Here is a 23408-nt window from a genome sequence, read left to right as displayed (position 1 = left end):
ATACAACAAATTCGTTCCATCGTTATATTGGTTTAGCCCTGCATTCGAGTAATGGTTCACTGCGAGTTTTATCGTGTGATGTTGTAGAGGGGAGATGCCAAATTCAGCTTTATTCTCGAAGAGCCAGTTGTCACCTAAATCACGGTTGTGCCACTTAATGGCATCGACATACGTTAACCCGATACCTATTCGATAAAAGACATCGACACCAAAGAGGGTGTCATTGATAGTCAGTGTGGGTGTCATAGCGCCCCCGGTAATGTCGTTACCGTAGTGATTATCCCAGTCCCAATAACTTGCATCGATACCGAGATATACATTGACGTTAGAGAATTGATAGAAGGGTTTGTTGTGAACGTAACCGACCGTATATTTTTTAGCGCCAGGTGATGCACGTGATGTAGATTCTCCTTTTTCAAAGCTAATATGATATTGCGCCGTTACTGGCAAGTGAAAAAGACCCATTAATACACACAGTAATGCTCTAATCATAATGTTGTCCTTACATTGAAGAGGGAAGCAATTCTATTTATTAGGTTTTTCTACCGTTACCAATATAATTACAGCATTAAAATGCGTAACTTGTTAAAATTATTTTTATTTATTTTTAGAAACTTATCATGGCGATTAATTGGTTTCCGGGTCATATGCATAAGGCCCAAAAAGAAATTAAAGAGATATTACCTACCATAGATGTGGTTATTGAAGTCTGTGATGCTCGCCTTCCTTTTAGTAGTGAAAATCCAATGATCACTGAGATCAGGGGTGATAAACCTTTGATCAAAATTTTGAATAAAAGTGATTTAGCAGATCCTGCCTTAACGAAACGATGGCTTGAGTATCTTGATGCCCAGCAAAATGTAAAAGCAATTGCGTTAACGACGGAACAACCTTCGATAGCGAAACAAATTCCTGAGCTTATTCGTAAGTTGGCACCGTCTAAAAATGAAACCGGTAAACAAATTAATGCCGTCATTATGGGAATACCTAACGTTGGTAAATCCACGTTGATTAATACACTTGTCGGTAAAGCTAAAGCTAAAGTGGGTAATGAGCCTGCTGTTACGAAAGGACAGCAACGTATTCGTTTAGATGACGGTTTATATTTATACGATACACCAGGTATGTTGTGGCCCAAAATAGTTAATGAAAACAGTGGATATCGATTGGCCGTAACCAGTGCCGTAAAAGATACTGCGTTTGATCACGATGAAATCGCTTGTTTTGCAGCAGAGTATTTATTGGAGGCTTATCCAGATCGTTTATCTGAGCGCTATAAAATAGAGACGCTACCACACACAGAAGTTGAACTTATTGAAGAGATAGGCAGAAAACGAGGCTGTGTGAAGAGTGGGGGCTATGTTGATTTTCACAAGGCGTCGGCTATTTTAATAAATGAAATTAGGGATAAAACGCTCGGTGAAATCACCTTTGAAACACCTGAAATGGTAGAGAAAGAAATCGAGCATTTTGCCCAGTTAGAAGAGAAGAAAATTGCTGAGCGAGAAGCTCGTAAAGAAGCTCGAGGCCGTGGCCGAAAAAATAAACCCAAAAAGAAAAAGAGATAAAAGATGACTACATTTGCTTTGCATCCGCAATTAGCAGCTGACTGTATAGAACTGATGGATTTACCATTATGTAAGTTATTACTGTGTAACGACAGTCAGTATCCCTGGTTCATTTTGGTACCAAGAGTTGAGGATGTTCAAGATATTTACCAGCTAGACTGGAATGAACAGCAACAGTTTCTGAATGAGTCAAGTATGCTAAGTGAAGTGCTAATGCAGCTTTTTAATGGCAAAAAAATGAATGTGGCGGCTCTGGGCAATGTCTGTCCTCAGTTACATATTCATCACGTTGTTAGATTTGAAAATGATGCGGCTTGGCCTAAACCTATCTGGGGTGTTCATCCTGTTAAAGCGTATGAAGGGTCTAAAGTTGAGGAAATTAAATCGACAGTAGTGCCTGCGATTAAGGCAATACTGTCGAAGTAAACGCGACTTATGCCACTTTTTGCGCGCTATTGTCAGATTCTAATGTGCTTATTTGATCAAGAGACTGCTGTAAGTCAGCCACTAAGTCTTCTGCGTTTTCAAGGCCGATAGAGACGCGAATCAATGTGTCACTAATACCGGCCTCTAAACGTTCTTCTTGCGAGTATGGTGAATGTGTCATGGAGGCTGGGTGTTGAATCAGTGACTCTGCATCGCCCAGGCTTACAGCAATTGAGAATAATTGCATCCGATTAATAAACTCTGTGCCTTGCTGCAAATCACCTTTTATTTCAAATGCAATAACACCACCAGCCGCTTTCATTTGTGTGCCGATAAATTTGTTTCCTGGATGAGACTTCAAACCTGGGTAGTAAACCGTTTCTACCATTGGGTGCTGCTCTAAGAATTCAGCTACATGCTGTGCATTACTGCAGTGTTGTTGCATACGGATAGGTAATGTTTTAATACCGCGTAAAATTAGCCAAGCGTCATGTGGACTCATTGTTGCGCCGATATCTTTAAGGATAGTCATCTTGATATGGCCTATCATCTCAAATGTTCCGCAGATAATACCTGCAACGACATCTCCATGTCCGTTTAAGTATTTGGTCGCACTATGGATAATAATATCGATACCCATTTCAGCAGGCTTTTGGAGAACTGGCGTTAGGAAAGTGTTATCTACAATTGAAATGATATTGTGTTTTTTGGCAATGCTGGCAATCATTTCAAGGTCTAATACAACAAGGTTTGGATTGATAGGCGTCTCCAAGAACATCACTTTGGTATTAGGTTGAATCGCTTTTTCAATGTTCTCTGGCTCTGTCATATCAACAAAAGTGACTTCAATACCCCATTTGGTTAGTTGATGTGCCATGAGTGCATATGAACAACCATACACTGCTTTTGATGCGATTAAATGGTCACCACTCTCTAAATTAGCCAATAGTGCACCGGACACAGCACCCATACCTGTTGCGGTCGCTGCTGCATCTTCCATCCCTTCCATCGCAGCAACGCGTTGCTCTAGCTGTCTTGTGGTTGGGTTCCCTAGTCTGCTGTATATGAAACCGTCTTCTTCACCTGCAAAACGATTTGCACCTTGTTGTGCGTTGTCAAAAATAAATGTAGATGTTTGATACAGCGGAGTCGCTAAAGAGCCGAATTGTTCGTCGTGAATGCGACCTGCGTGAATAGCCTGAGTTTCAATAAATTTGCTGTTTGCCATGTTTCTCTCAACCGTTCTGCACGTTAAATCGTGCTTTTATTATGTATTTAATTCAACATAGCAATTAGGTTGCCAGTATTTATTTATATTAAAAACAATAGGTTAGGTTTGATTGTGTCTTGGTGTGTAATAAAAATATTACGTTCATATACTATTTAACTGTTTGTTTTACATAAATTAAGAGCGTGTTGGACTTTAATGAAGAGATCTGCTGAAATGTAATTAGTTTATTACAAGTAATAAAAATATTACATGAGCAATGTGAAGATAAAGGTTTCTTGTGCAGATCGACTTGGTATTAGTCAGGAGATTTTGCACAGCGTAGCGAATCAAGCATGGGATGTTTTGGCTTTAGAGGTTGTGAGCCAAGCACTTTATTTGCATTTACAAGGACCTAAAAGCGTTGATTCTGTATCGGCTGCTTTAGAGGGGATTGCTGGCATTAAACGAATTGAAGTTATCGAACTTTTACCTACAGAGTCTAGAGAGCAACATTTGGATGCGCTACTTAGGCGATTACCCGACCCAATTTTTGATTTGGATAAAGACGGCAAAGTCATATCAACGAATCAGTTAGAAGCTACATTTATTGGCCGTAGCATTGCTAATTTTACCAGTCTATCGCTTCGTGATATCAAAACCTCATCCGCTACTAGCATTGAAGTCAGCTACCAAGATAAACATTATTTTGGTGATATCTCTCCATTATGGGTTGAGGGCACATTTCAGGGGGCTGTGCTTCTGTTGCGCTCGCCTAACGCATTAGGGCGGCACATAACAGCGTTGCAGTCCGAGCACAAAATCGTAAACATCGATGACATTGTTGGTGACTCTGCGCCTATTAAAGCGATAAAGCAGCAAGCAGCTCGATTAGCACAACTTGATATGCCTGTTTTTATTGCAGGTGAGACAGGCACTGGTAAGGAGTTGTTTGCTAGAGCAATTCACGCCAGCAGCCAAAGGAAAAATGCACCGTTTCTCGCTATTAACTGTGCGTCGCTTTCTGAGCAGTTACTCGAGAGTGAGTTATTTGGCTATGCTTCTGGAGCATTCACCGGTGCTCAGGCGAGTGGCAAGCCCGGTTTATTTGAGCTTGCAGATGGCGGTACCGTTTTCCTTGATGAAGTGGCTGAAATGTCTGTTTACTTGCAAGCCAAGTTATTGCGTTTTTTGCAAGACTATCGCTTTCGTCGTCTTGGTAGCACTAAAGAACTATTTGCCAATATCCGTATTATTTCAGCGACCCATCAACCGCTTGACAAACTTGTGCAAGAAAAAGGGTTTCGTGAAGATTTGTTTTATCGACTCAATGTACTCAACTTGTCGATACCGGCATTGCGTCAACGAAAAGAAGATATCGCTGAACTGTGTTACTACTTTATTGAAAATGCGGCGGCACAGGTAAATCAAAATATTCCTGATGTTAGCAGTGACGCAATTGCCTGTTTATGCAATTACGCATGGCCAGGCAACGTAAGGCAGCTTCAAAATGTCATGTTTCGATTAGTTGCCTTACTTGAAGGGAGCGAAATTGAGCTCTCAGATGTTAACAAAGCGCTATCTTCAATCGAGGTAGATTCAATTATTGATAATGAAACACCTTTGGCTGGATTAAATTTTGAAGGCGTTAACAGCTGGTCTGAGGCGCAGGAAATATTTGAGAAGCAATTAATTGAATCTTTTTGGCCAAAATACCCAAGTACACGAAAGTTAGCCGAACGTTTAAAAGTTTCCCACAATAAAATAGCGATGAAGCTCAGGCAGTATAAAAGTCTTTAATTCAATCGCTATGAAGAATTTATAATACGTTTCTTGTGTACTCTTGGGATAAAAAAGGCAGCGAATAAATCGCTGCCTTTTTTGAACCATTACGCGTTGTTAGTGTTCAAGCAGTTGAAATAGCAATTGTTTAACGAACTTGGGCTCAAACGGCTTGTCACATAGTGCATTAACGCCATCTTGTTCGATGTTTGCTAAATGGGTGTCTTTACTTTCACTTGTCACCATAAGCACAGGAATATGCGATTGCTGGCTTTCTTCGCGAATATGTTTTGTCAGCTCTCGACCGTCTACCTCAGGCATGTTGTAGTCAGTAACGACTAAATCAAACATTTGGTCTTCTAAAATAGCAATTGCTTGCTTGCCATCTTCCGCTTCCGTCACTTTTTGAAGGCCTAGATTGTTAAGTACGCGTCGAATATGATTTCGTGCGAGCTTGCTGTCATCCACAAGTAAGACTCGAATTTCATGCACGTCGAAATAATCTAATTCCATCTCATCAGGCGAGAGTAAGTCAATAGTAGTGTTAATTGCACTGCCCAAATGCTCTGGAGTAAATGGCTTAGGCAGAAGGGCGACAACACCTGACTGTTTAAACTCTTCTAAGTTTTGTCGCTTGTATTCACTAGTCACTAGCATAAAAGCGATTTCAGCTAGCTTTTCGTTTGATTTGATTTTTTTTAGCAAATCTAGGGCAGTACCGTCGTCAAAGTACATCGCACTTGCCACCAAATCAGGCGGGTGGCGTTCAATCATGTCAAACGCTTCGGTAATGCTTTTGGCAGTAACCACTTGGTTTATGCCTTCTTTAGCAAGTTTGCCTACTATAATTTTCTGTTGTGTATCTGAAGGCTCAACCAATAAAATGGATAAGTCTGCAGGTGTAATGTGCGTCATATACTACTTCCTATCTACAACTACCCACCGATGAACTTCACCTTAAAGCCTGCTTTTTCTAGCTCTGCTTTAATGATGTCGCGCTTATCTCCTTGAATCTCTATAGTTTCATCAACTACTGAACCGCCACAGCCACATACTTTTTTTAGCTTGCTGGCTAGTGTTTTTAATTCCTTGTTGTTTAAGCCTAATCCAGAAATGGTAATCACGCCTTTTCCTTTTCGACCTTTAGTTTCTTTTCGCACTTTGGCAAACCCATCTGAGGGTGTTACCACTTCTTCTTTTTCTTGGCTTATTTTGCCTTTTTCTGTGGAATACACTAATTGAGAGAGTTGATCTTGCCAGGACATAGTTGAAGTCTTTCGATGAATGGAAAGGGCATTATAGAGAAAGTTCAGGCCAAAAAAAACCGGCGTAAACGCCGGTTTTTGTATGCAATATAAAGTATTACAGCTTGCCTTCCAGCTCAGGTAATACTTCAAATAAATCAGCAACTAAGCCGTAATCCGCAACCTGGAAAATTGGCGCTTCAGGGTCTTTGTTAATGGCTACAATCACTTTCGAGTCTTTCATACCCGCAAGATGTTGAATAGCGCCTGAAATACCCACGGCAATGTAAAGGTCTGGTGCAACAATTTTACCTGTTTGACCAACCTGCATGTCGTTCGGTACAAAGCCTGCGTCAACCGCAGCACGAGACGCACCAATCGCAGCGCCAAGCTTGTCTGCAATGCCGTCAAGTAATTTGAAGTTGTCGCCGTTTTGCATACCGCGACCACCAGAGATAACAACGGGTGCTGCGCCTAAGTCTGGGCGCTCTGATTCTGTTAATTCATCAGATACGTGGCTAGAAATACCAGCGTCTGTCGCAGAATCTAACGCTACAACTTCTGCACTGCCGTCTGCTGCAACCGCATCAAATGCTGTTGCGCGAACAGTGATTACTTTCTTCGCGTCTAAGCTCTGTACTGTGGCAATTGCATTACCCGCGTAAATTGGGCGAACAAATGTATCAGCACTTTCAACACCGATGATGTCAGAAATTTGTGCAACATCTAATAACGCTGCAACGCGAGGCATAAAGTTTTTACCTGTAGTAGATGCTGTAGCCATGATTACGTCGTAATCAGCCGCTAAGTCTTTAACAAGCAAACTAACGTTTTCCGCTAGTTGATTAGCGTAAGCTGCATTATCCGCAACAAGTACTTTAGCAACACCAGCTACTTTAGCTGCTTCTTCAGCCACTGCACCACAACCGCTACCAGCGACTAATAGGTGAACGTCGCCACCAATAGCTTGTGCAGCTGCAACTGTTTTGTATGTTTCCGCTTTTACACTAGCGTTGTCGTGTTCTACATATACTAAAATAGCCATTATGAAATCACCTTCGCTTCAGTTTTTAACTTGTCCACTAGTTGGTCAACACTTTCTACAACAATACCTGCGCTGCGTTCTGCAGGAGGCGTTACTTTAATAAGTGTTGAACGTGGGCTTAGGTCGATACCGAAATCTGCAGCTGCTTTAACGTCCAGCGGCTTGCGTTTCGCTTTCATAATATCTGGTAATTTTGCGTAACGAGGTTCGTTCAAACGAAGGTCAGTAGTTACGATAGCTGGTAAGTTAAGTGCTACCGTGTTTAAACCACCGTCTACTTCACGCGTAACGTTAACTTTGTCACCATCAAGTTTCACTTCTGAAGCGAAGGTACCTTGCGGCATGCCAGTTAATGCAGCAAGCATTTGACCTGTTTGGTTGTTGTCTGAATCGATCGACTGCTTACCAAGGATAACTAACTGCGGCGCTTCTTCCTCAACCACTTTTTGTAGAAGCTTAGCGATATTTAGTGAATCTAATGCTTCTTCAGTCTCGATGTGGATAGCACGGTCTGCACCAAGTGCTAAAGCCGTACGAATTTGTTCCTGACATTTCTTGTCGCCGATTGAAACAACTACAACTTCTGTTGCGCTGCCTGCTTCTTTTAGACGAACTGCTTCTTCTACAGCGATCTCACAGAAAGGGTTGATTGCCATTTTTACGTTCGCTAAATCAACATCTGAGTTATCAGGTTTAACACGTACCTTGACGTTGTAGTCAATTACGCGCTTGATGGGTACTAATACTTTCATCATCGCCTCTGCTTGTTTCTTGTAATGATAATTTTCCAAAAATGCCGATATTCAGCATTCAGAATCTGTTTCTAATAATGGCTCGACAGACTACTTTTAGTTTACGCTCACGTCAACGTTATACGCACGAAACCTTTCGTGCCTTTGCGCAAAATCAATCACTCGAAGTAAATTGTTATTTACAGGATAGTATTTGTCGCCAAAATATCTATAATGAGTTGATGTTATCAAACGCATGTTTGAATTTCAAACGCACGTTTGAAATTCGCAAAAACACTAAGAATTAAAAGGGGGAAACATGGAACGCGAATCGATGGAGTTTGATGTTGTCATCGTTGGTGCGGGTCCATCTGGTCTTGCAACTGCGTGTCGACTAATGCAACAAGCACAGGAAAAAGAGCAAGAGCTCATGGTATGTGTCGTCGAGAAAGGCTCAGAAGTCGGCGCACATATTTTATCTGGTGCGGTATTTGAACCGCGTGCTATGAATGAACTTTTCCCTGACTGGAAAGAAAAAGGTGCTCCACTGAACACACCTGTCACGGGTGATGATATTTACTTGCTAAAAAGTGAAGAAAAGGGCACTAAGTTACCAGGCTTCTCTGTACCGAAAACTATGCACAATGAAGGTAATTACATTGTTAGTATGGGTAACGTCTGTCGCTGGTTGGCAGAACAAGCTGAAGAACTCGGTGTAGAAATTTTCCCTGGGTTTGCAGCACAAGAAATTATTTACAACGAAGATGGCAGTGTAGGTGGCATCATTACTGGCGATATGGGCTTAGATCGCGAAGGTAACGAGAAAGACTCATTTATGCCAGGTATGGAGCTTCGCGCAAAATATACAGTATTTGCAGAAGGTTGCCGCGGACACTTGGGTAAAGAGCTAATAAACCATTTCAAGCTTGATGAAGGCAAATCACCGCAGCATTACGGTATTGGCTTCAAAGAAATCTGGGACATTGACCCGGAGAAGCATCAAGAAGGTTTAGTGGTTCACACGGCAGGTTGGCCTTTGGAAGGTGACACAACTGGTGGTGGCTATTTATACCATGCAGAAAATAACCAAGTGTTCGTCGGGATCATCATCGATCTTAACTACACAAACCCACACTTAAGCCCGTTTGAAGAGTTCCAACGCTACAAACATCACCCAACTATTAAACAGTATTTAGAAGGTGGTAAGCGTGTTTCATATGGTGCACGTGCAATTGCAAAAGGCGGTTATAATTCTCTGCCTAAGCAAACCATGCCGGGCGGTCTACTTGTTGGTTGTGACGCTGGTACGATTAATTTTGCGAAAATCAAAGGTAATCATACTGCGATGAAGTCAGGTATGTTGGCTGCCGAAGCTATTTTTGACGCTTTGTCTGCTGGCTGTGAAGGCGGCAAAGAATTGACAAGTTTTGAAGAGAAGTTCAAGTATTCTTGGTTATACGACGAACTATACAATACCCGTAACTTCGGCCCTGCTATGCATAAGTTTGGTACGTTCTGGGGGGGCGCATACAACACCATGGATCAAAACATCTTTGGTGGTAAGTTCCCAATGAACTTAAAAGATGAAACGTTAGATCATGCTCAACTGAAATTGGCAAGTGAAGTACCAGCTATCAATTACCCTAAACCAGATGGTAAATTAAGTTTCGACCGTTTGTCTTCAGTATTTTTATCAAATACAAACCATGAAGAAGAGCAACCGTGTCACCTTAGACTGGCAGATGCGTCGATTCCTTTGGCTGTTAACATGGAAAAATACGCTGAGCCTGCACAACGTTATTGTCCGGCTGGTGTATATGAAATTCAAGAGTCTGAAGAAGGTCAGAAGTTTGTGATAAATGCACAGAACTGTATTCACTGTAAAACTTGCGACATTAAAGATCCAAGCCAGAATATTACGTGGGTTGCGCCTGAAGGTACTGGCGGACCTAACTATCCAAACATGTAATTGTCTGCTCGGACATAAGAATAAAAAAGCCGCGTTAATCGCGGCTTTTTTGTATGTATTGTGTTATTGCTAGACGATTTGAGCATGAGTTTTATGCAATGTGATGATTTATATACAAAAATATAAGTCAACGTATAGCCACAGCTGTCTCACTATTAACTGAACATATATTCAGCAAGAGAGCGCTGAATACCAATCCCCGTTTTTTTGTTTAATTCTTTTTCTATTGGCGATGACTGCCCTGAAATCCAGATTTTCAATTCGGCATCCATGTCGAAATGACCAGCCGTTTCAACTTTAAACTGTGTAATCGATTTATAAGGGATGTTGTGATATTCAACTTTTCGACCCGTGAGTCCTTGTTTATCAATTAAAATTAAACGTTTATTGGTAAATACGTACATATCACGTACTTCTTTGAACACTTGTTTAATGTCTTCACTACTTGCCAAAATGACTGATAACTCCTCACTGACTTCTGACGGATCAATTTCAGAAGCATTACCCATTACCGCGTCTAATAAACCCATTTTCATTTCCTTAATCTATAAGTCTATGGCCGACTATAGCGCTTTTGCTTCGGAAGGCAATAAAGAGTTTCATGGCTAGCCTCCCGCTTATCAGTTGCTCTGAGTAGGCTCATACCTCTGGATGAAGTCAATTTACTCCATAACACCCAGTTCATTATCGTGAATTCATTGCCAACGTTATTTGTTATGTTATAACATAACAAATAACGTTGGCTGATATAGATGACGAACATGCAGGCACAAAAAGTAGAGTTAACGCCATCTTTGCGTGAAAAAATTTTAGAGTCGCCACCATCCGACTATATGAATGATGAGCAGTTGGCTTATTTTCGAGAATTGTTGGTTGAACTACACGACACAACACGTGAACGCATCAGAGAAGCGAAAGAACAAATGCTAAGCCCACCTGATTTAAGCGATATAAGTGACAGGGCAACGTGGGAAGAGCAGTGCGCAATTTTGATGCGTATCGTCGATAGAGAGCAAAGGCTATTGCCTAAAATTCAGCAATCTTTAGAGCGAATTCGACTTGGTGAGTATGGCTACTGTGTTGAAACCGGAGAGCCTATTGGCATACCAAGGCTACTGGCAAGGCCAACTGCAGAATTTTGCGCCGATGTAAAACTTTGCCAAGAATTACAAGAGCACAACTACGCCAAACACAGGGAGCTTTAGCGACCACTTTCGTCTGATCGGTAAAAGCGCCTATAAACAACACGCATAAAGCACAAAGGGCACAATAATGTTAAACAAGTCTAATAGACTGCCGGTTACCGTTCTCTCCGGTTTTTTGGGTGCAGGAAAAACGACAGTTTTAAATCATATTCTTAACAACCGTGAAGGGCTAAAAGTTGCCGTTATTGTTAACGATATGAGTGAAATCAATATCGATGCTGCAACCGTTCAAAATGAAGTAAATTTGAATCGTTCAGAAGAAAAGCTCGTTGAAATGAGCAATGGCTGTATTTGTTGCACATTGAGAGAGGACTTACTCGAAGAAGTAAATCGCTTAGCAAAAGCGGGTAGATATGACTATCTAGTTATAGAGTCGACAGGTATTTCAGAACCACTACCTGTTGCCGAAACGTTTACATTTGCCGACGAAGACGGGGTAAGTCTGTCAGACATCGCCACCTTAGATACTATGGTTACGGTTGTTGATGCGGTCAACTTCCTAAATGATTATGACCAAGCCAAATCGTTAAATGAAGTTGGCGAAAGTTTAGGTGAAGAGGATGAACGCAGTGTCGCTGACTTGCTTGTTGAACAAGTTGAGTTTGCAGACGTGTTGTTAATCAGTAAAACCGACTTGATATCTGACAACGAATTAGAACGCCTTAAAAGTATATTAAAAACGTTGAACACTGAAGCAGAGCAAATTGCCATACAACATGGCAATGCTCCATTAAAACAAGTGTTAAATACTAATAAGTTTAGCTTTGAAAAAGCACAGCAAGCGCCAGGCTGGTTAAAAGAAATGCGTGGTGAACATGTGCCTGAGACAGAAGAGTTTGGCATTAGCAGTTTCTCTTATATTGCTAGGCGTCCTTTTCACCCGAAAAAGTTTTACGACTTCCTGCACAGTAAGGATATTGCAGGCAAACTAATCCGTTCAAAAGGGTTCTTTTGGCTAGCCACAAGACCTCATTTTGCCGGTAGCTGGAGCCAAGCCGGGGGGATTGCTCGTTACGGCGCAGCTGGTTTGTTTTGGTATGCTGTGCCTCGCGACCAATGGCCACAAGATCCAGAGTATCTAGCGGCTATCAAGGAACAGTGGGTTGAGCCATTTGGCGATATGCGACAAGAATTAGTGTTTATTGGGCAAGGGTTGGATAAACATGACATTATCAATCGCTTAGATAGTTGTTTACTCTCAGAAGACGAGCTGTTGCAGGGTAAAGACGCTTGGAAAGCGTTGGAGGACCCATTTCCTGTATGGGGAATAGAGTAGATGTTAGGCAGTCAGGTGCATTTATATCATGCTGACTGCCAACACTTGCTGGCTTTTTTTAGGTTTACAGCTAAGCTCGTTGCCATCTTTGCGCTGTGCGTACTTAAACTTTACGGGCTTGCCGTCTTTATGCGCTAATAACAATGTCGCCAAAATATCATTTGCTGCTTTTGCGTCTTTGCTTACAAACTCTAAATCTACAATACTGGCAGAGTAGCCATCACCATGTTCAACATGAATTTTTGAATCTGATGTTGAATAACCTGTAAACACAGTAAGGACAGGGCGAGTGCACTCCATAGCCATAGAAGAACAGCTAACGAAAAGAAGCATAAGTCCTTTAGTTACTCTCATATACATTCTCAACTCCGAATTCTTTTAACGAGCAATTACAGGCTTTACGGTAATAATCGCACCATGCGGCTTGCTCTTTCACTTTGAACACTTACAAACAGCGGCCAACAATACCACAAATGGACAGAATAATTTAATTTTAGTGGCAGATTTAGTATCCACTTTTCTTGCTTGGTTTAGCAACTTTAGTTGGCGTTAGTCATTTAACCTAGAAAACTGGCAAGTTGTCGGATATCGGCGGCACGTTGGTTAAATTTTGTATAGGTTGAGGTAAGGAATTTACACTTCTACTCAAGGGAAGAGGAAAATAACATTTATGTTTACACTCTCTATGACATCACACCGTTTTAAAGCATTGATTTTTAGTCTCACCGCTAGTTTCACTCTTTGCGCGACACCAGTCTGGGCGAATGAAGCACAACAATTTTTTGAAAAAATCCAAGCCCACTATGAGAGCACACGCTCGATAACCAAGTTCTCATTAAATTATCACTTCCTAAATAAGCAGTATCGCTCTCATAACTTTTGGGATTACCAAACGCCCAATAGAGTGTTATCGGTCAGGATGGTGGAAGTAGACATGGACAAAAAGCACTTCTATGACAACGATATTCTTTACACTGCTGGTGGCCAGATTCTCGATAGGGCGCAATTTCAAAATGATACTCACAGTTATTATTACGAAAATAACGGCAACTATTTAGGAAAACAATTCTTTAATGAAGGGATGGGAAACTTTGATCGCTTCATGAGTTACAACATCATGAATATTGATTTTCTCGCAGTAAGACCGTTACTTGAAGAAGAAAACGTTTCGGAAAATATTTCGCTTCGAAAAGACAAACAAGCAGGCACCACCATACTCACACATAAAAAAGGTGATGAGCAGGTTATCGAATATGCATTTCAAGATGCACCGTTGCAATTGGTGTCACTTCACAATATCACTCGACAAGCGCTTTACATATATGACGACTACCAAACCACACGAGGTTTAACGTTTGCTCGCTCAGTCAATAAATTCTACAACGGTTCGGCAGTACCCGCCTACATTAGCTTTAACGATAAATTTGCCATTATTGATGAAGTTGACGCATCCAAGCTAAAACTGCCACCCGGTTATGGACCAGAATTTAAGCCGGGTGACGGTGTGTTAACAGCAACAGAAATAGGGAAGGACCTTTACTTGGTCACCGATTCATCTGCTTGGCGAAATAGTGTGTTTAAAGTTAATGGCAACACGGTTACCGTATTTGGTGGAGCAGGGTACACTTCGCTGGCGGAGAAAACGATAACGCTTATTCAGGATAAATTCCCTGACAAGAAAATTACTGCGGTACATATTACGCACCCTCAAGCAGCTGATATCGCGGGTATAATGCCTTATGTAGAGCTTGGCGCAGACATACTCGCAGACGACTACACAATAGCAGCAATTAAGGCGTTTCCAAAGTTTGCTGAAAGTATCAGCAAGTTTACATTCCGCACAATAACCAGCGGTGAAATCATCGATGGAACGCATTTTTATGTTTTAGAAAATTTACATGCTAAACGTCAAAGTTTTGCTTACTTCGAAGATAGCGGTATTCTCTTTCAGGCCGATTTTTTGAATATTGCAACTGATAACACTATCCCGAAAGTCATTCCGACTTACACGCGCACCTTCATCGATTTTGTTCGTAGTAAACAGCTTAATATAAAGCGGATTGTTAGTAATTATAAAAACAACAATATTACCGTAGAGGTCATGAATAAAACCTATGATGCATTGATGTAGTTCACATCGAGAATGCTTGCTACACAATGATGAGTAAATGAAAGCAATAAGGCCTAGGAATGGCTTTATTGCTTTCAAGCGATAACATGGTTACGGAAATGTTCTTGGCAGGCCAGTAATCGGGTCTATATAATCGAGCGAGTCACCTTGATAGCTATCAAGCAATAATTGAACAACAGCATCTCCGTATACCTTAAACCAATAATCACCCAGCGATTTAAGTTTATTGATATTGCCTTTACTAATGTCATCCATTGCATCGTCTGGTGGGTTCGGGAGCCATGAGGTTTGTTTAAGCTCAGAATTTACACGAATATAATTACCGTTATCAATCATGGTTATTCCTTGGTAGGCAACAACGCGTTCGTCACCAAGAATGTCCAAAATATCGCCTTTCGTCATCCATTGGAGGGCACCCCATTTTTGGGATTTAGGGCCATTTATTTTTCGGGTTTTATAGCCTGTTCCGATTGATAGTACGTGGAAGTCTTTCATCGTCAACGATGTCCAGTTTCGTCTGGCTTCCGCTATCGCACACATGGTTGGGTTGTTAGCAATTACGCCCCCGTCAATTAACCATGACTCATTAGCTATCCTGGGTATTTTTAATTCTTTGGTTGGAAAATATGTCGGTGCCGCGCTAGAGGCATCTGCTACTTCCGCAGATTTAATGGTCAGATGGTTCTTTTTCGTCGATTTAAAAATAGTCGGCTTTCGCTTTTCAATATCATAAGCCATGGCGAGTACATGTTTATCATCTGCAACATCGCCCAACGTAGCGGTTTTAAAATTGTCAGATAACACCTTATGCTTTGGTTTGGCCTCATATTTCGGGGCGTTAATACCGTCTATTTCAAACAGGCCTTTATTCTCTGTGAATATTTTTTTGGCCGTTCCTACACTATACAAACTGTTGATATCAGTAACGGTCATATCAGTCGTGGCTAATGCCAGAGCTATTATGCTTCCCGTGCTTGTACCTGCGTAAAAATCAACGCAGTCTCTTAGTGATTTACCGTTATTTTTTAGTTCAGTTTCAACATGGGTAAGAAATTGTGTGGTGGCGGCGCCGCGAATACCACCGCCGTCAAGTGATAGAATTAGCTTTCTCATGACTCTTTCCTTGATTGAGTTATTTACTTGTGTGTTAGCTCATCGTCTCGGACAACGACTCTAAACAGCAAATCCATGTGATTTTTAAGGCGGGAACAAAAGGTTTATATAAACGTGCTCAATCATTCCCTACATCGAGACAGCTCATATAGAGAATAGGAGGTTAAGGGAAATTTTCCAGTTTGCTTGAATGAAGTTTGAGTGGCTTTAGGTGACGATTTGGCTTCGCTTTAAACACTTGTTGTTGGTAATTCTCGAAAAACCATAGTCGTCAGCGTCACATTAACAACGCAGCGTATATAGCGTTACGCAATTAGCGTGTTGACCTGCTCATTTGAGCGAAAACATAGCCACCAATTGTTCCAGCGAATAGCTGCGCATAAAAGCCCCAGCCTCTGGCTCCTGCAATGATATGAATATTCATGATGGACTCGATGATGGTCAACACCGTAATGAATGCAAAGAAGCCAGCGAGTGCAAAAAGCGCGGTTCGCTGTGTTGGCAGCTTTTTAAGCGCTAAGCCAGCTAGCGGAAAGGCAATTAAAAATGCAATGGCGATAATGCTACCGTAGGTCGGCAATAAACCCAGCCAGTCATCCAACGTTAAGTTGAGCCTGTCGTTGAATTTTACTACAACGCCAACGTTAACTAATTGATTGACAACGTATTGGCTATGAAACAAGCTAGCTAGCGTAAATGTAAGCAACCAAGAAACGAAAAATGAAGGTAGGAAACGTGTCACAAATTGCATGGTTATTGGAATTTAAAAAGAAGCTTTTGTCATACCCTACCAAAGGCTTGCTATGTAAACAATTTATCCCTTCATTTGCATTAGCTTTCATAGCGTCATTTACTGTATCTGCCGACTCAATAGCTCTTAAAGAGTCTTACAACATAACAACCCTGGCAACCGATTTACAGTCACCCTGGAGCATGGTGAAACTGCCTTCAGGCAAATGGTTAATAACGGAGCGTGATGGGCATGTGGTTATTGTCAACGGTAATGAGCAAACAAGAGCTAAGTTAGCGTTTGACGGCTTGTATGTGGCTGGGCAGGGTGGTTTGCTGGATGTTGTGTTATCACCGCACTTTGATGAAACAAATGAAGTGTTCTTCAGTTATGCGCAAGGTGAATTGTCTGCAAATCGGTTAGTGATCGCGAAAGCAAAATTTACCGGCGAAGGTTTTGCAAAGCCTGACATTGTCTATCAAGTTGCTACCGACAAAGGCACACCGCAGCATTATGCTGGTCGCATTTTAATTTTGCCTGACGATACATTACTGTTTTCCAGTGGTGATGGCTTTGATTACCGAGAGCAGGCGCAAGTAGTAACGAGTCAACTGGGTAAGTTTTTGCGCATCAACCTAGATGGTAGCATCCCTAAAGATAACCCTTTTGTAGCGCATGAAAACGCCGTTGCTCATGCGGTATTTTCAGTTGGCCACAGAAACCCACAGGGGCTGATTTATGATACAGACAGCCAGCAAATTGTTAGTCATGAACATGGCCCCGCGGGGGGCGACGAATTAAATTACTTAGTTGCGGGCAACAACTACGGTTGGCCGGTGATTACCTATGGGAAAGACTACTCTCAAGCTCGAATTTCACCCTTTACCGAGTACCAAGGGATGGAGAAACCAAGCGTAGATTGGACTCCTTCCATTGCACCATCAGGCATGGCCTATTACAGTTCGACACACAAAAGATTTGAGTCTTTACAGCGCCATGCTTTGGTGACAACACTTGTTGAGAGAAAGCTTTATTCGGTGAACCTGGCTGATGGAGCGTTTAATCAAAGCCATGTTTTTACAGAAGTGACAGGAAGGCTAAGAGATGTGTATGTAACACCTGAAGGCGACATAGCGGTGTTAACTGATGGAAAAGACGCAAAGCTGATGTTAATTAACGCTAGTGTTAATACGCGTTAATTTGAATTGCAAGTAGAGTGAATAGGAATGAGGAAAGGGCAATCGTCACACTTGCGCCATAGCTAGAAGTTTACTTCATAGGTTTATGTTTGATTGTTTGATGACGTATTTACTAGATATGAACAACGTACCCTTGATAAGCGAACATAACATTTTACAGCTTTTCCCCCCGTTACATTAAACTTTTCAACCAATAGGCCATTTTTATAAGCCTGTTATTTGGACGTTGTCGTGTCTGATAATTGCCAAAAATGTTGTTTAATTGCGTGAATGTGTTTTGAAGGCATTGAGCTTTTAAATACGGGATTGTCGGCCGCCCAAAGCAAATGTGTTTGATTTTGAAGCGAAGTTTCTTTGATGATTAGTGTAAACGCTGCTTCTGTCTGCTTGGCTAGCAATAGCAGCATGGCGCGTTGGTCAATTGGCAGTGATGGGTGCTCGACGGCAAAGTCAGCAATAGCTTGCTGAAGAGGCATATTAAGGTTGGCGTTTTGCGCTTGACTTAGCAAGTCAGCTTGTTGTGCTTTTGTAAGGTATCCTGCAGATACCAAGTGCATTAGCCAGTAGCGAATAGCGGTTGGCTGATCATTATTGGCTTGAGCGATCATCGCTTGCATAATGGTATTGTTCTCGCCAGTAAATGCTTCTGCTTCGCGTCTGCGCTCATGGGCAATATCAAAGTTGCCTGACATAAACTGTGCCCATGCGCGCTCCCACACAAACAGCGGACTATCAGGCATCATCTCAAAGGCCAATTCGGCGTGCAAAACAGCTAGATCTGAACGATTGATAACAGGTGATGCATAGGCGATAAAGAAATGACAATCGGCGTGACAGTCATCATGCGCTTGGTAGGTTTGAACAAATGCTTCAACCACAGCTAAGTTGCGTTTGAAGAAGAATGCTTGGGTTGCCCTTGCTAGCGCCACGTCTACTTTAGGTGCACCTAATTTCTCTGCTCGGGCTAAATGATAATCACCTCGCGCAATTAACTCTTCATCACTCAGCCCTAAATATCGACTCATTTTGTAGGTATATATTTGTGCGAGCATACTGTGTGCAGGCGCGAAAGTTGGCAATGTATCGAGCGTTTTTTCGAGTAAGGTTACTGCTTGAGTAATTTGATCTGTTTGTTTTTGTGACCAGATATGTTGGGCTTGTATATACAGTGGCGGAAGTTTTGGCGCTGGTGCAGTACGCCACAAATAGGCGATATAAGTTAAGAGTAAAACAACAGGTATAAAAAAAATAAGATAACTTGGTGAAAAGGCTAGGCTTGTTAATTCTGGCTTTACGCTATGTTGAGAAGGCAATGCTGCAGATGACATGTGCGCTGACGTATGTGTTTCGATAATGTGAGCTGCTGAATCAACGGGGACGGATAATTGATAACCAACCTTGGGCAGTGTTTTTATGTACTCGGTTGAACTATCTATTTCATTTAATGCTTTTCTAATACGCCGAATCGCACTAGTAATGGCGGCATCGGTGACAACTCTGTTTTGCCATATTGCCGTGATTAATTGTGTTTTGCTTAAAGGCTCCGTTTGCGCCGAGAGCAGTAGCAAAATATCTCGACTTTGTTTATCCAAACTCACCGTCTTACCATCTTTGCTTATTAATAGCTGTTCAGGCTGAAAGCACACGTCACCAAGTTGAATCATATGAGATAAGTTTCCTTACTACCGAATTTCCGCACGCCGTCTAACTATGTACATAAAAGCATTACATGGCAAATTTTGAAATTGGTAGACCGAACTTATCGATGTCAGACATTTGTCAGGTTTTTGTCATAGCAGAAACAAGTTTTTATTACATCTAGCAGCTACGGTGATATGCAGTTGATAAATGAAACTGTTGTACTGATGACTCTCAAGGAAATGTAAATGGGTGAACACGCAAGTAAACAAAAGAATCTCTCTGCATATACAGGAACGAAAGGAACAGTCAATATCAGCTTTACGCTAAACGGCAAACCGGTTGTCCTTAAAACTAAAGATGTGACCACACCACTTCTCTGGATTTTGCGAGACGAGCTTGGGTTGAAAGGCACAAAGTATGGGTGTGGTATTGGCCGATGTGGGGCATGTTCGGTTCATCTCAATGGCAGGCTGGCAAGAGCATGTTCGATCCCCATCTCCGACACTGCAGGGCATGCTGTTAACACTATTGAGGGGCTAAGCGATTCTAGCCGTGATCTGCACCCGCTGCAAAAGGCTTGGGTTCAACATGATGTGCCACAGTGCGGATATTGCCAAGCGGGGCAATTAATGGCTGCCAGTGCATTGCTGTCCAGTAATCCAACCCCGACGGATGAAGAAATCGACACCCACATGGTCAACATTTGTCGCTGTGGCACCTACTTGCGCATTAAAGCGGCCATTAAATCTGTCGCGTCTGCTAAGGCATTACAAGTAGAGGAGCTACGGCAGATGCAATTGGTCAAGAGACACACGCTTATAGAGGAACGAGACCAACCGCAGAATGATATGCAGGAGACAAACCATTGAAACGCCGTCAATTTTTAAAGCTCAGTGTCTTGTCATCGGGTGCTTTGTTTATCGGTATACATGTCCCTCAATCTTTAGCAGAAGAAAGCGATGAAAGCACGTCAGGAACCATGGATTTATACCCTTATATCCATATAAATCCCGATAACAGCCTGCATGTCCATAGTTATAAACAGGAGATGGGGCAAGGGGTGTTGAATGCGCTGGCAATGATTATCTGTGAAGAGTTAGATGCTGACTGGTCAACGGTATCGGTATTTCATCAGAATTTTTCTCGTCAGATAGAGAATATGCATGAAGAGTTTGGCCGATTAAACTCGGGAGGCAGCACCTCTATCCCTTCAGAGTGGCCAATCTTGCGTAAGGCAGGAGCGAGTATAAAACAGGTTCTACTTATCGCTGCGGCGAAACGTTTTGGTTGTGATATTGCTGACTGCATCTGTCGAAACAGTGCAGTACATCAAAAATCAACCAACAAGTCATTGTTATTTGCCCAACTCATTGGTGATGCGGCCAATGTTACATTGCCTGCGCATGTTATTGACAACATGCCTTATAAATCACGCATCAACTATTCGTTAGTAGGAAAGTCAACGCCGACTAACAACGTAAACCAAATCGTGCGTGGAGAGCTAGTGTATGGCATTGATATGGAAGTAGATAATATGCTTTATGCAAGTATTCTTCGCCCTCCTACACTCGGGGCTAGTGTTGATGTGTTTGACGCCTCGCAAGCTATGAAAATCGAGGGTGTTATTGATGTTTATGCGCTTGATACAGAAATCAAATCTGGGTTGTTTGATACCGGTATCCTTGGCGGAATTGTTGTTGTAGGTACCTCAACTTGGGCATGTTTACGCGCGATTAAGAGGCTATCAGTCTCTTGGAAACAGGGTTATGCAGAGGACGCGAGCTCATCAAAGTTAGCGGAAACGTTGCGAACTCTCCACAATAAAAATGACCATATAAGAGTACGAAGTCTTAATTATGAGCCAAATCATATAGCTAGTTCTCAAAACACTATTCATGCAGCATACCATAGTCCGCTTTTACCCCATGCGCTGATGGAGCCGCTAAATGCTGTTGTCGATTACAAACAGGGTGCAATTGAAGTGTGGGCTGGCACTCAATCGCCACAGCATACGGCAACCAATTTGGCTGCACACTTTGGGGTAGCCAAAGAACAGATAAAAATACACGTATTACATATGGGCGGAGGATTTGGTCGACGTTATTATGCAGACTTTATTATTGAAGCTGCGACCATTTCAGAAAAAATAGGGATGCCTATCAAGCTTCAATGGACACGAGAAGACGAAATACACTATGACCGATTCCATCCTATGCGCTCTGATGAAATGCACGCTCAGCTTGATGAAAACGGAAATATTGAACAATATTCTTGCAGCGCTGTTTCTACACAACAATGGGGCGGTGGAGAGATTACATTTCCTTATGATCATAAAGCGCTGTCTATTGAGAGTCACTTCCATCGCCCGCACTTTGTGCAAACTGGCCCATGGCGAGCTGTGGTTGCCCATTTAGATGTTTTTTCGCGTGAGTGCTTTATTGACGAATTAGCAGAAAAATGTGACGTAAACCCGTTAGATTACAGATTTCAACTTCTTCAAGGGCTAACTAAAAATCAATATAAAGGAGACCGAGCGGAACGCATGAAGAACGTGATGTTTTTACAGCGCATGTTCATACGTGTATTGCAAGAAATAAAGGTATTTTCCAATTGGCAAAATAACCCTAAAGACCAAGGAATGGGCATCGCATTAAGCGCTTTTCACGATAAATCATTTTGTGCACAGGTTGCTGTAGTTAAGAAAGATAATGATCAAATTGTCGTGACCGATGTTTATACGGTTGCTGATTGTGGCCTTGTGATAAACCCAAATAGTGTTAAAGCGCAAATTGAAGGCTCAATTGCTTGGGGGCTTACACCTGTATTGCACGGCGGCGTCACGTTTGAACAAGGTAAGTGCCAGCAAAGCAACTTCCATAATCTGTCTTTATTGAGTATGCAGCAAATGCCAAATATTCATACCAAACTCGTCGATGTTGAAATGAGAGAACCATGTGGCGTCGGCGAAATCGCAGTACCGACGGTTGCGCCAGCTGTGTTGAACGCAGTGTTCTCGCTGACCGGTAAACGTTATCGGGATTTAACCGCTTTGGCAGGTGAGAGAGACAGAGTACAAGTCACGGGTTAATTATTGAGAGAATTTTTCAAGGAGAAACACAGTAAGTTAATTGACAATGAGCTATCAAGTCTTGTTTGAACTCATTCATCTAATATTTAGTTTGATTAAACTTTTTTCCTGCGCAAAGGAGAGTCTTCGTTATCTAAATAGCAAGGTGTACTATTTTGCAACTGAATAGAGTCGGTAAAACGATATTTATAGCCTTGCCAAATTAGCGTGCTTTTTATTTCCTTTAAATAAGCAGGGGAGTATAGGAAATGGCAGAGGGAGGCTTTGCGTTCCATGCCAGGCCAAACTTACTCCAACTCATTCAAGCGGGATGACTCGGCTTTAGCTTATTATTCTTTGGTTTCTTGAAAAGTGTTTTCTTCAGATATGCTTTCTTGCGCATCGCTTTCTTGTGCTGCTAATTTAGCGCGCTCGGCTTTGGAGATGTATTTCGGTTTGTTGCTGTTGTGCAGTTTTGCATTCTTCTTTTTTAATTTTTTAGTTAGCACTTGCTTGATTTTCTTTTTACGGTTCATCGTCTGTCTCTTAGCGATTTGAGCGCGATATTTTCATGAATAATTCAACTTTCAGCAAGTTTTATTAGCGCATCGCCAGTTAAGCGGTAACCCACCCATTCGTCTTGTGGTGTAGCGCCGATAGACTGATAAAACTTTATGGCTGGTGTGTTCCAGTCAAGTACATTCCATTCAAACCGGCCACAATTCTTCGACACTGCAATTTGCGCTAAATGTTTGAGTATTGCTTTGCCTGCGCCTATTCCACGCTGTGAGGGTGTTACATATAAATCTTCAAGGAATAGGCCATGCCTTCCAAGCCAAGTAGAGTAATTGAAAAAGTACACGGCAAATCCAATAGGCTCGTTGTCAAACTCACATATCAAGGCTTGGGTGGCCGACTCATGAGAAAAAATAGAGTCTGCGATATCGTCAACCATGGCTTTCACTTCATGTTCTGCTTTTTCATATATCGCTAATTCGACAATAAAGCGGTGAATAAGTGGGGCGTCTTCTCTGTTGGCTGAACGAATGTGTAATGACATAAATTGGTTCCTTT

Annotated in this window: 23 protein-coding genes; 10 read left to right on the top strand and 13 right to left on the bottom strand. The window is 41.9% G+C overall.

Features of this window, described 5'->3' with window-relative positions; genetic code table 11:
• The coding region (locus tag ACFSJY_RS13130) for an acyloxyacyl hydrolase (protein WP_386034979.1) at positions 1-492 on the bottom strand (492 nt) is incomplete at its 3' end.
• 128 nt (positions 493-620) lie between these two features.
• On the opposite strand from ACFSJY_RS13130, the gene ylqF reads away from it, so the two are divergent.
• Both ylqF and ACFSJY_RS13120 read left to right on the top strand, forming a co-directional pair.
• On the top strand, positions 621-1568 hold the full coding sequence (ylqF, locus tag ACFSJY_RS13125; protein ID WP_386034977.1) for a ribosome biogenesis GTPase YlqF: 948 nt from the start codon (positions 621-623) through the stop codon (positions 1566-1568).
• A gap of 3 nt (positions 1569-1571) precedes the next feature.
• Positions 1572-1994: an HIT domain-containing protein gene (locus ACFSJY_RS13120; protein ID WP_386034975.1), complete on the top strand. Its 423-nt coding sequence runs from the start codon at positions 1572-1574 to the stop codon at positions 1992-1994.
• 7 nt (positions 1995-2001) lie between these two features.
• On the opposite strand, the gene megL is transcribed toward ACFSJY_RS13120, so the two are convergent.
• Complete coding sequence (gene megL / locus ACFSJY_RS13115) at positions 2002-3222, bottom strand: methionine gamma-lyase (protein WP_386034973.1); 1221 nt, start codon at positions 3220-3222, stop codon at positions 2002-2004.
• Positions 3223-3534: 312 nt separating this feature from the next.
• On the opposite strand from megL, the gene ACFSJY_RS13110 reads away from it, so the two are divergent.
• On the top strand, positions 3535-5001 hold the full coding sequence (locus ACFSJY_RS13110; protein ID WP_386034972.1) for a sigma 54-interacting transcriptional regulator: 1467 nt from the start codon (positions 3535-3537) through the stop codon (positions 4999-5001).
• A gap of 99 nt (positions 5002-5100) precedes the next feature.
• On the opposite strand, the gene ACFSJY_RS13105 is transcribed toward ACFSJY_RS13110, so the two are convergent.
• The 4 genes from ACFSJY_RS13105 to ACFSJY_RS13090 all read right to left on the bottom strand — a co-directional run bounded on the left by ACFSJY_RS13105 (position 5101) and on the right by ACFSJY_RS13090 (position 8024).
• Positions 5101-5898: a response regulator gene (locus ACFSJY_RS13105; RefSeq protein WP_386034971.1), complete on the bottom strand. Its 798-nt coding sequence runs from the start codon at positions 5896-5898 to the stop codon at positions 5101-5103.
• Positions 5899-5918: 20 nt separating this feature from the next.
• Positions 5919-6248, bottom strand: coding sequence for an SUI1 family translation initiation factor (locus tag ACFSJY_RS13100; protein WP_386034969.1), 330 nt, complete (start codon positions 6246-6248; stop codon positions 5919-5921).
• A gap of 97 nt (positions 6249-6345) precedes the next feature.
• Positions 6346-7272 (bottom strand): electron transfer flavoprotein subunit alpha/FixB family protein, encoded by a 927-nt coding sequence (locus ACFSJY_RS13095; RefSeq protein WP_386034967.1) that lies wholly within the window; start codon positions 7270-7272, stop codon positions 6346-6348.
• Complete coding sequence (locus tag ACFSJY_RS13090) at positions 7272-8024, bottom strand: electron transfer flavoprotein subunit beta/FixA family protein (RefSeq protein WP_386035037.1); 753 nt, start codon at positions 8022-8024, stop codon at positions 7272-7274. The genes ACFSJY_RS13095 and ACFSJY_RS13090 overlap by 1 nt, the downstream gene beginning before the upstream one ends.
• A 298-nt stretch (positions 8025-8322) precedes the next feature.
• Between ACFSJY_RS13090 and ACFSJY_RS13085 the strand changes: the two genes are divergently transcribed.
• Positions 8323-9972 carry an electron transfer flavoprotein-ubiquinone oxidoreductase gene (locus ACFSJY_RS13085; protein ID WP_386034965.1) on the top strand — a complete coding sequence of 550 codons (1650 nt, stop codon included), beginning with the start codon at positions 8323-8325 and terminating at the stop codon, positions 9970-9972.
• A 155-nt stretch (positions 9973-10127) separates the two neighbouring features.
• Here the strand turns inward: ACFSJY_RS13085 and ACFSJY_RS13080 are convergent, their stop codons facing one another.
• Positions 10128-10502 (bottom strand): PH domain-containing protein, encoded by a 375-nt coding sequence (locus ACFSJY_RS13080; RefSeq protein ID WP_386034963.1) that lies wholly within the window; start codon positions 10500-10502, stop codon positions 10128-10130.
• Between the two features lie 222 nt (positions 10503-10724).
• Between ACFSJY_RS13080 and ACFSJY_RS13075 the strand changes: the two genes are divergently transcribed.
• Positions 10725-11177 (top strand): TraR/DksA family transcriptional regulator, encoded by a 453-nt coding sequence (locus ACFSJY_RS13075; RefSeq protein ID WP_386034961.1) that lies wholly within the window; start codon positions 10725-10727, stop codon positions 11175-11177.
• 67 nt (positions 11178-11244) lie between these two features.
• Positions 11245-12453: a zinc metallochaperone GTPase ZigA gene (gene zigA / locus ACFSJY_RS13070; RefSeq protein ID WP_386034959.1), complete on the top strand. Its 1209-nt coding sequence runs from the start codon at positions 11245-11247 to the stop codon at positions 12451-12453.
• 21 nt (positions 12454-12474) lie between these two features.
• On the opposite strand, the gene ACFSJY_RS13065 is transcribed toward zigA, so the two are convergent.
• Positions 12475-12807, bottom strand: a complete 333-nt coding sequence (locus ACFSJY_RS13065; protein ID WP_386034957.1) for a hypothetical protein — start codon at positions 12805-12807, stop codon at positions 12475-12477.
• A 316-nt stretch (positions 12808-13123) separates the two neighbouring features.
• Here ACFSJY_RS13065 and ACFSJY_RS13060 point away from each other — a divergent pair, with 316 nt between their 5' ends.
• Positions 13124-14584, top strand: coding sequence for an MBL fold metallo-hydrolase (locus ACFSJY_RS13060; RefSeq protein ID WP_386034955.1), 1461 nt, complete (start codon positions 13124-13126; stop codon positions 14582-14584).
• A gap of 90 nt (positions 14585-14674) precedes the next feature.
• Here ACFSJY_RS13060 and ACFSJY_RS13055 read toward each other — a convergent pair whose 3' ends face one another.
• Both ACFSJY_RS13055 and ACFSJY_RS13050 read right to left on the bottom strand, forming a co-directional pair.
• Positions 14675-15697 (bottom strand): patatin-like phospholipase family protein, encoded by a 1023-nt coding sequence (locus tag ACFSJY_RS13055; protein WP_386034953.1) that lies wholly within the window; start codon positions 15695-15697, stop codon positions 14675-14677.
• 313 nt (positions 15698-16010) lie between these two features.
• Positions 16011-16448: a hypothetical protein gene (locus ACFSJY_RS13050; RefSeq protein ID WP_386034951.1), complete on the bottom strand. Its 438-nt coding sequence runs from the start codon at positions 16446-16448 to the stop codon at positions 16011-16013.
• Between ACFSJY_RS13050 and ACFSJY_RS13045 the strand changes: the two genes are divergently transcribed.
• Positions 16433-17626, top strand: coding sequence for a PQQ-dependent sugar dehydrogenase (locus tag ACFSJY_RS13045; RefSeq protein ID WP_386034949.1), 1194 nt, complete (start codon positions 16433-16435; stop codon positions 17624-17626). The genes ACFSJY_RS13050 and ACFSJY_RS13045 overlap by 16 nt on opposite strands.
• A gap of 215 nt (positions 17627-17841) precedes the next feature.
• Here ACFSJY_RS13045 and ACFSJY_RS13040 read toward each other — a convergent pair whose 3' ends face one another.
• A complete protein-coding gene (locus tag ACFSJY_RS13040) occupies positions 17842-19290 on the bottom strand; it encodes a winged helix-turn-helix domain-containing protein (protein WP_386034947.1) in 1449 nt (482 codons plus the stop codon).
• A 222-nt stretch (positions 19291-19512) separates the two neighbouring features.
• On the opposite strand from ACFSJY_RS13040, the gene ACFSJY_RS13035 reads away from it, so the two are divergent.
• Positions 19513-20136: a (2Fe-2S)-binding protein gene (locus tag ACFSJY_RS13035; protein WP_386034945.1), complete on the top strand. Its 624-nt coding sequence runs from the start codon at positions 19513-19515 to the stop codon at positions 20134-20136.
• On the top strand, positions 20133-22355 hold the full coding sequence (locus ACFSJY_RS13030) for a xanthine dehydrogenase family protein molybdopterin-binding subunit (RefSeq protein ID WP_386034943.1): 2223 nt from the start codon (positions 20133-20135) through the stop codon (positions 22353-22355). The genes ACFSJY_RS13035 and ACFSJY_RS13030 overlap by 4 nt, the downstream gene beginning before the upstream one ends.
• A 329-nt stretch (positions 22356-22684) precedes the next feature.
• Here ACFSJY_RS13030 and ACFSJY_RS13025 read toward each other — a convergent pair whose 3' ends face one another.
• Entirely contained in the window at positions 22685-22870 is a 186-nt protein-coding gene (locus tag ACFSJY_RS13025) for a DUF2986 domain-containing protein (RefSeq protein WP_386034941.1), read from the bottom strand.
• A 44-nt stretch (positions 22871-22914) separates the two neighbouring features.
• Positions 22915-23394 (bottom strand): GNAT family N-acetyltransferase, encoded by a 480-nt coding sequence (locus ACFSJY_RS13020; protein ID WP_386034939.1) that lies wholly within the window; start codon positions 23392-23394, stop codon positions 22915-22917.
• Between the last annotated feature and the right edge of the window lie 14 nt (positions 23395-23408).

Origin of the sequence: Thalassotalea euphylliae, from assembly GCF_042682785.1 — a bacterium.
Taxonomy (GTDB): domain Bacteria; phylum Pseudomonadota; class Gammaproteobacteria; order Enterobacterales; family Alteromonadaceae; genus Thalassotalea_F; species Thalassotalea_F euphylliae.
Note: the sequence above shows the minus strand (reverse complement) of the source record. Positions and strands in the feature narration are given on the sequence as shown.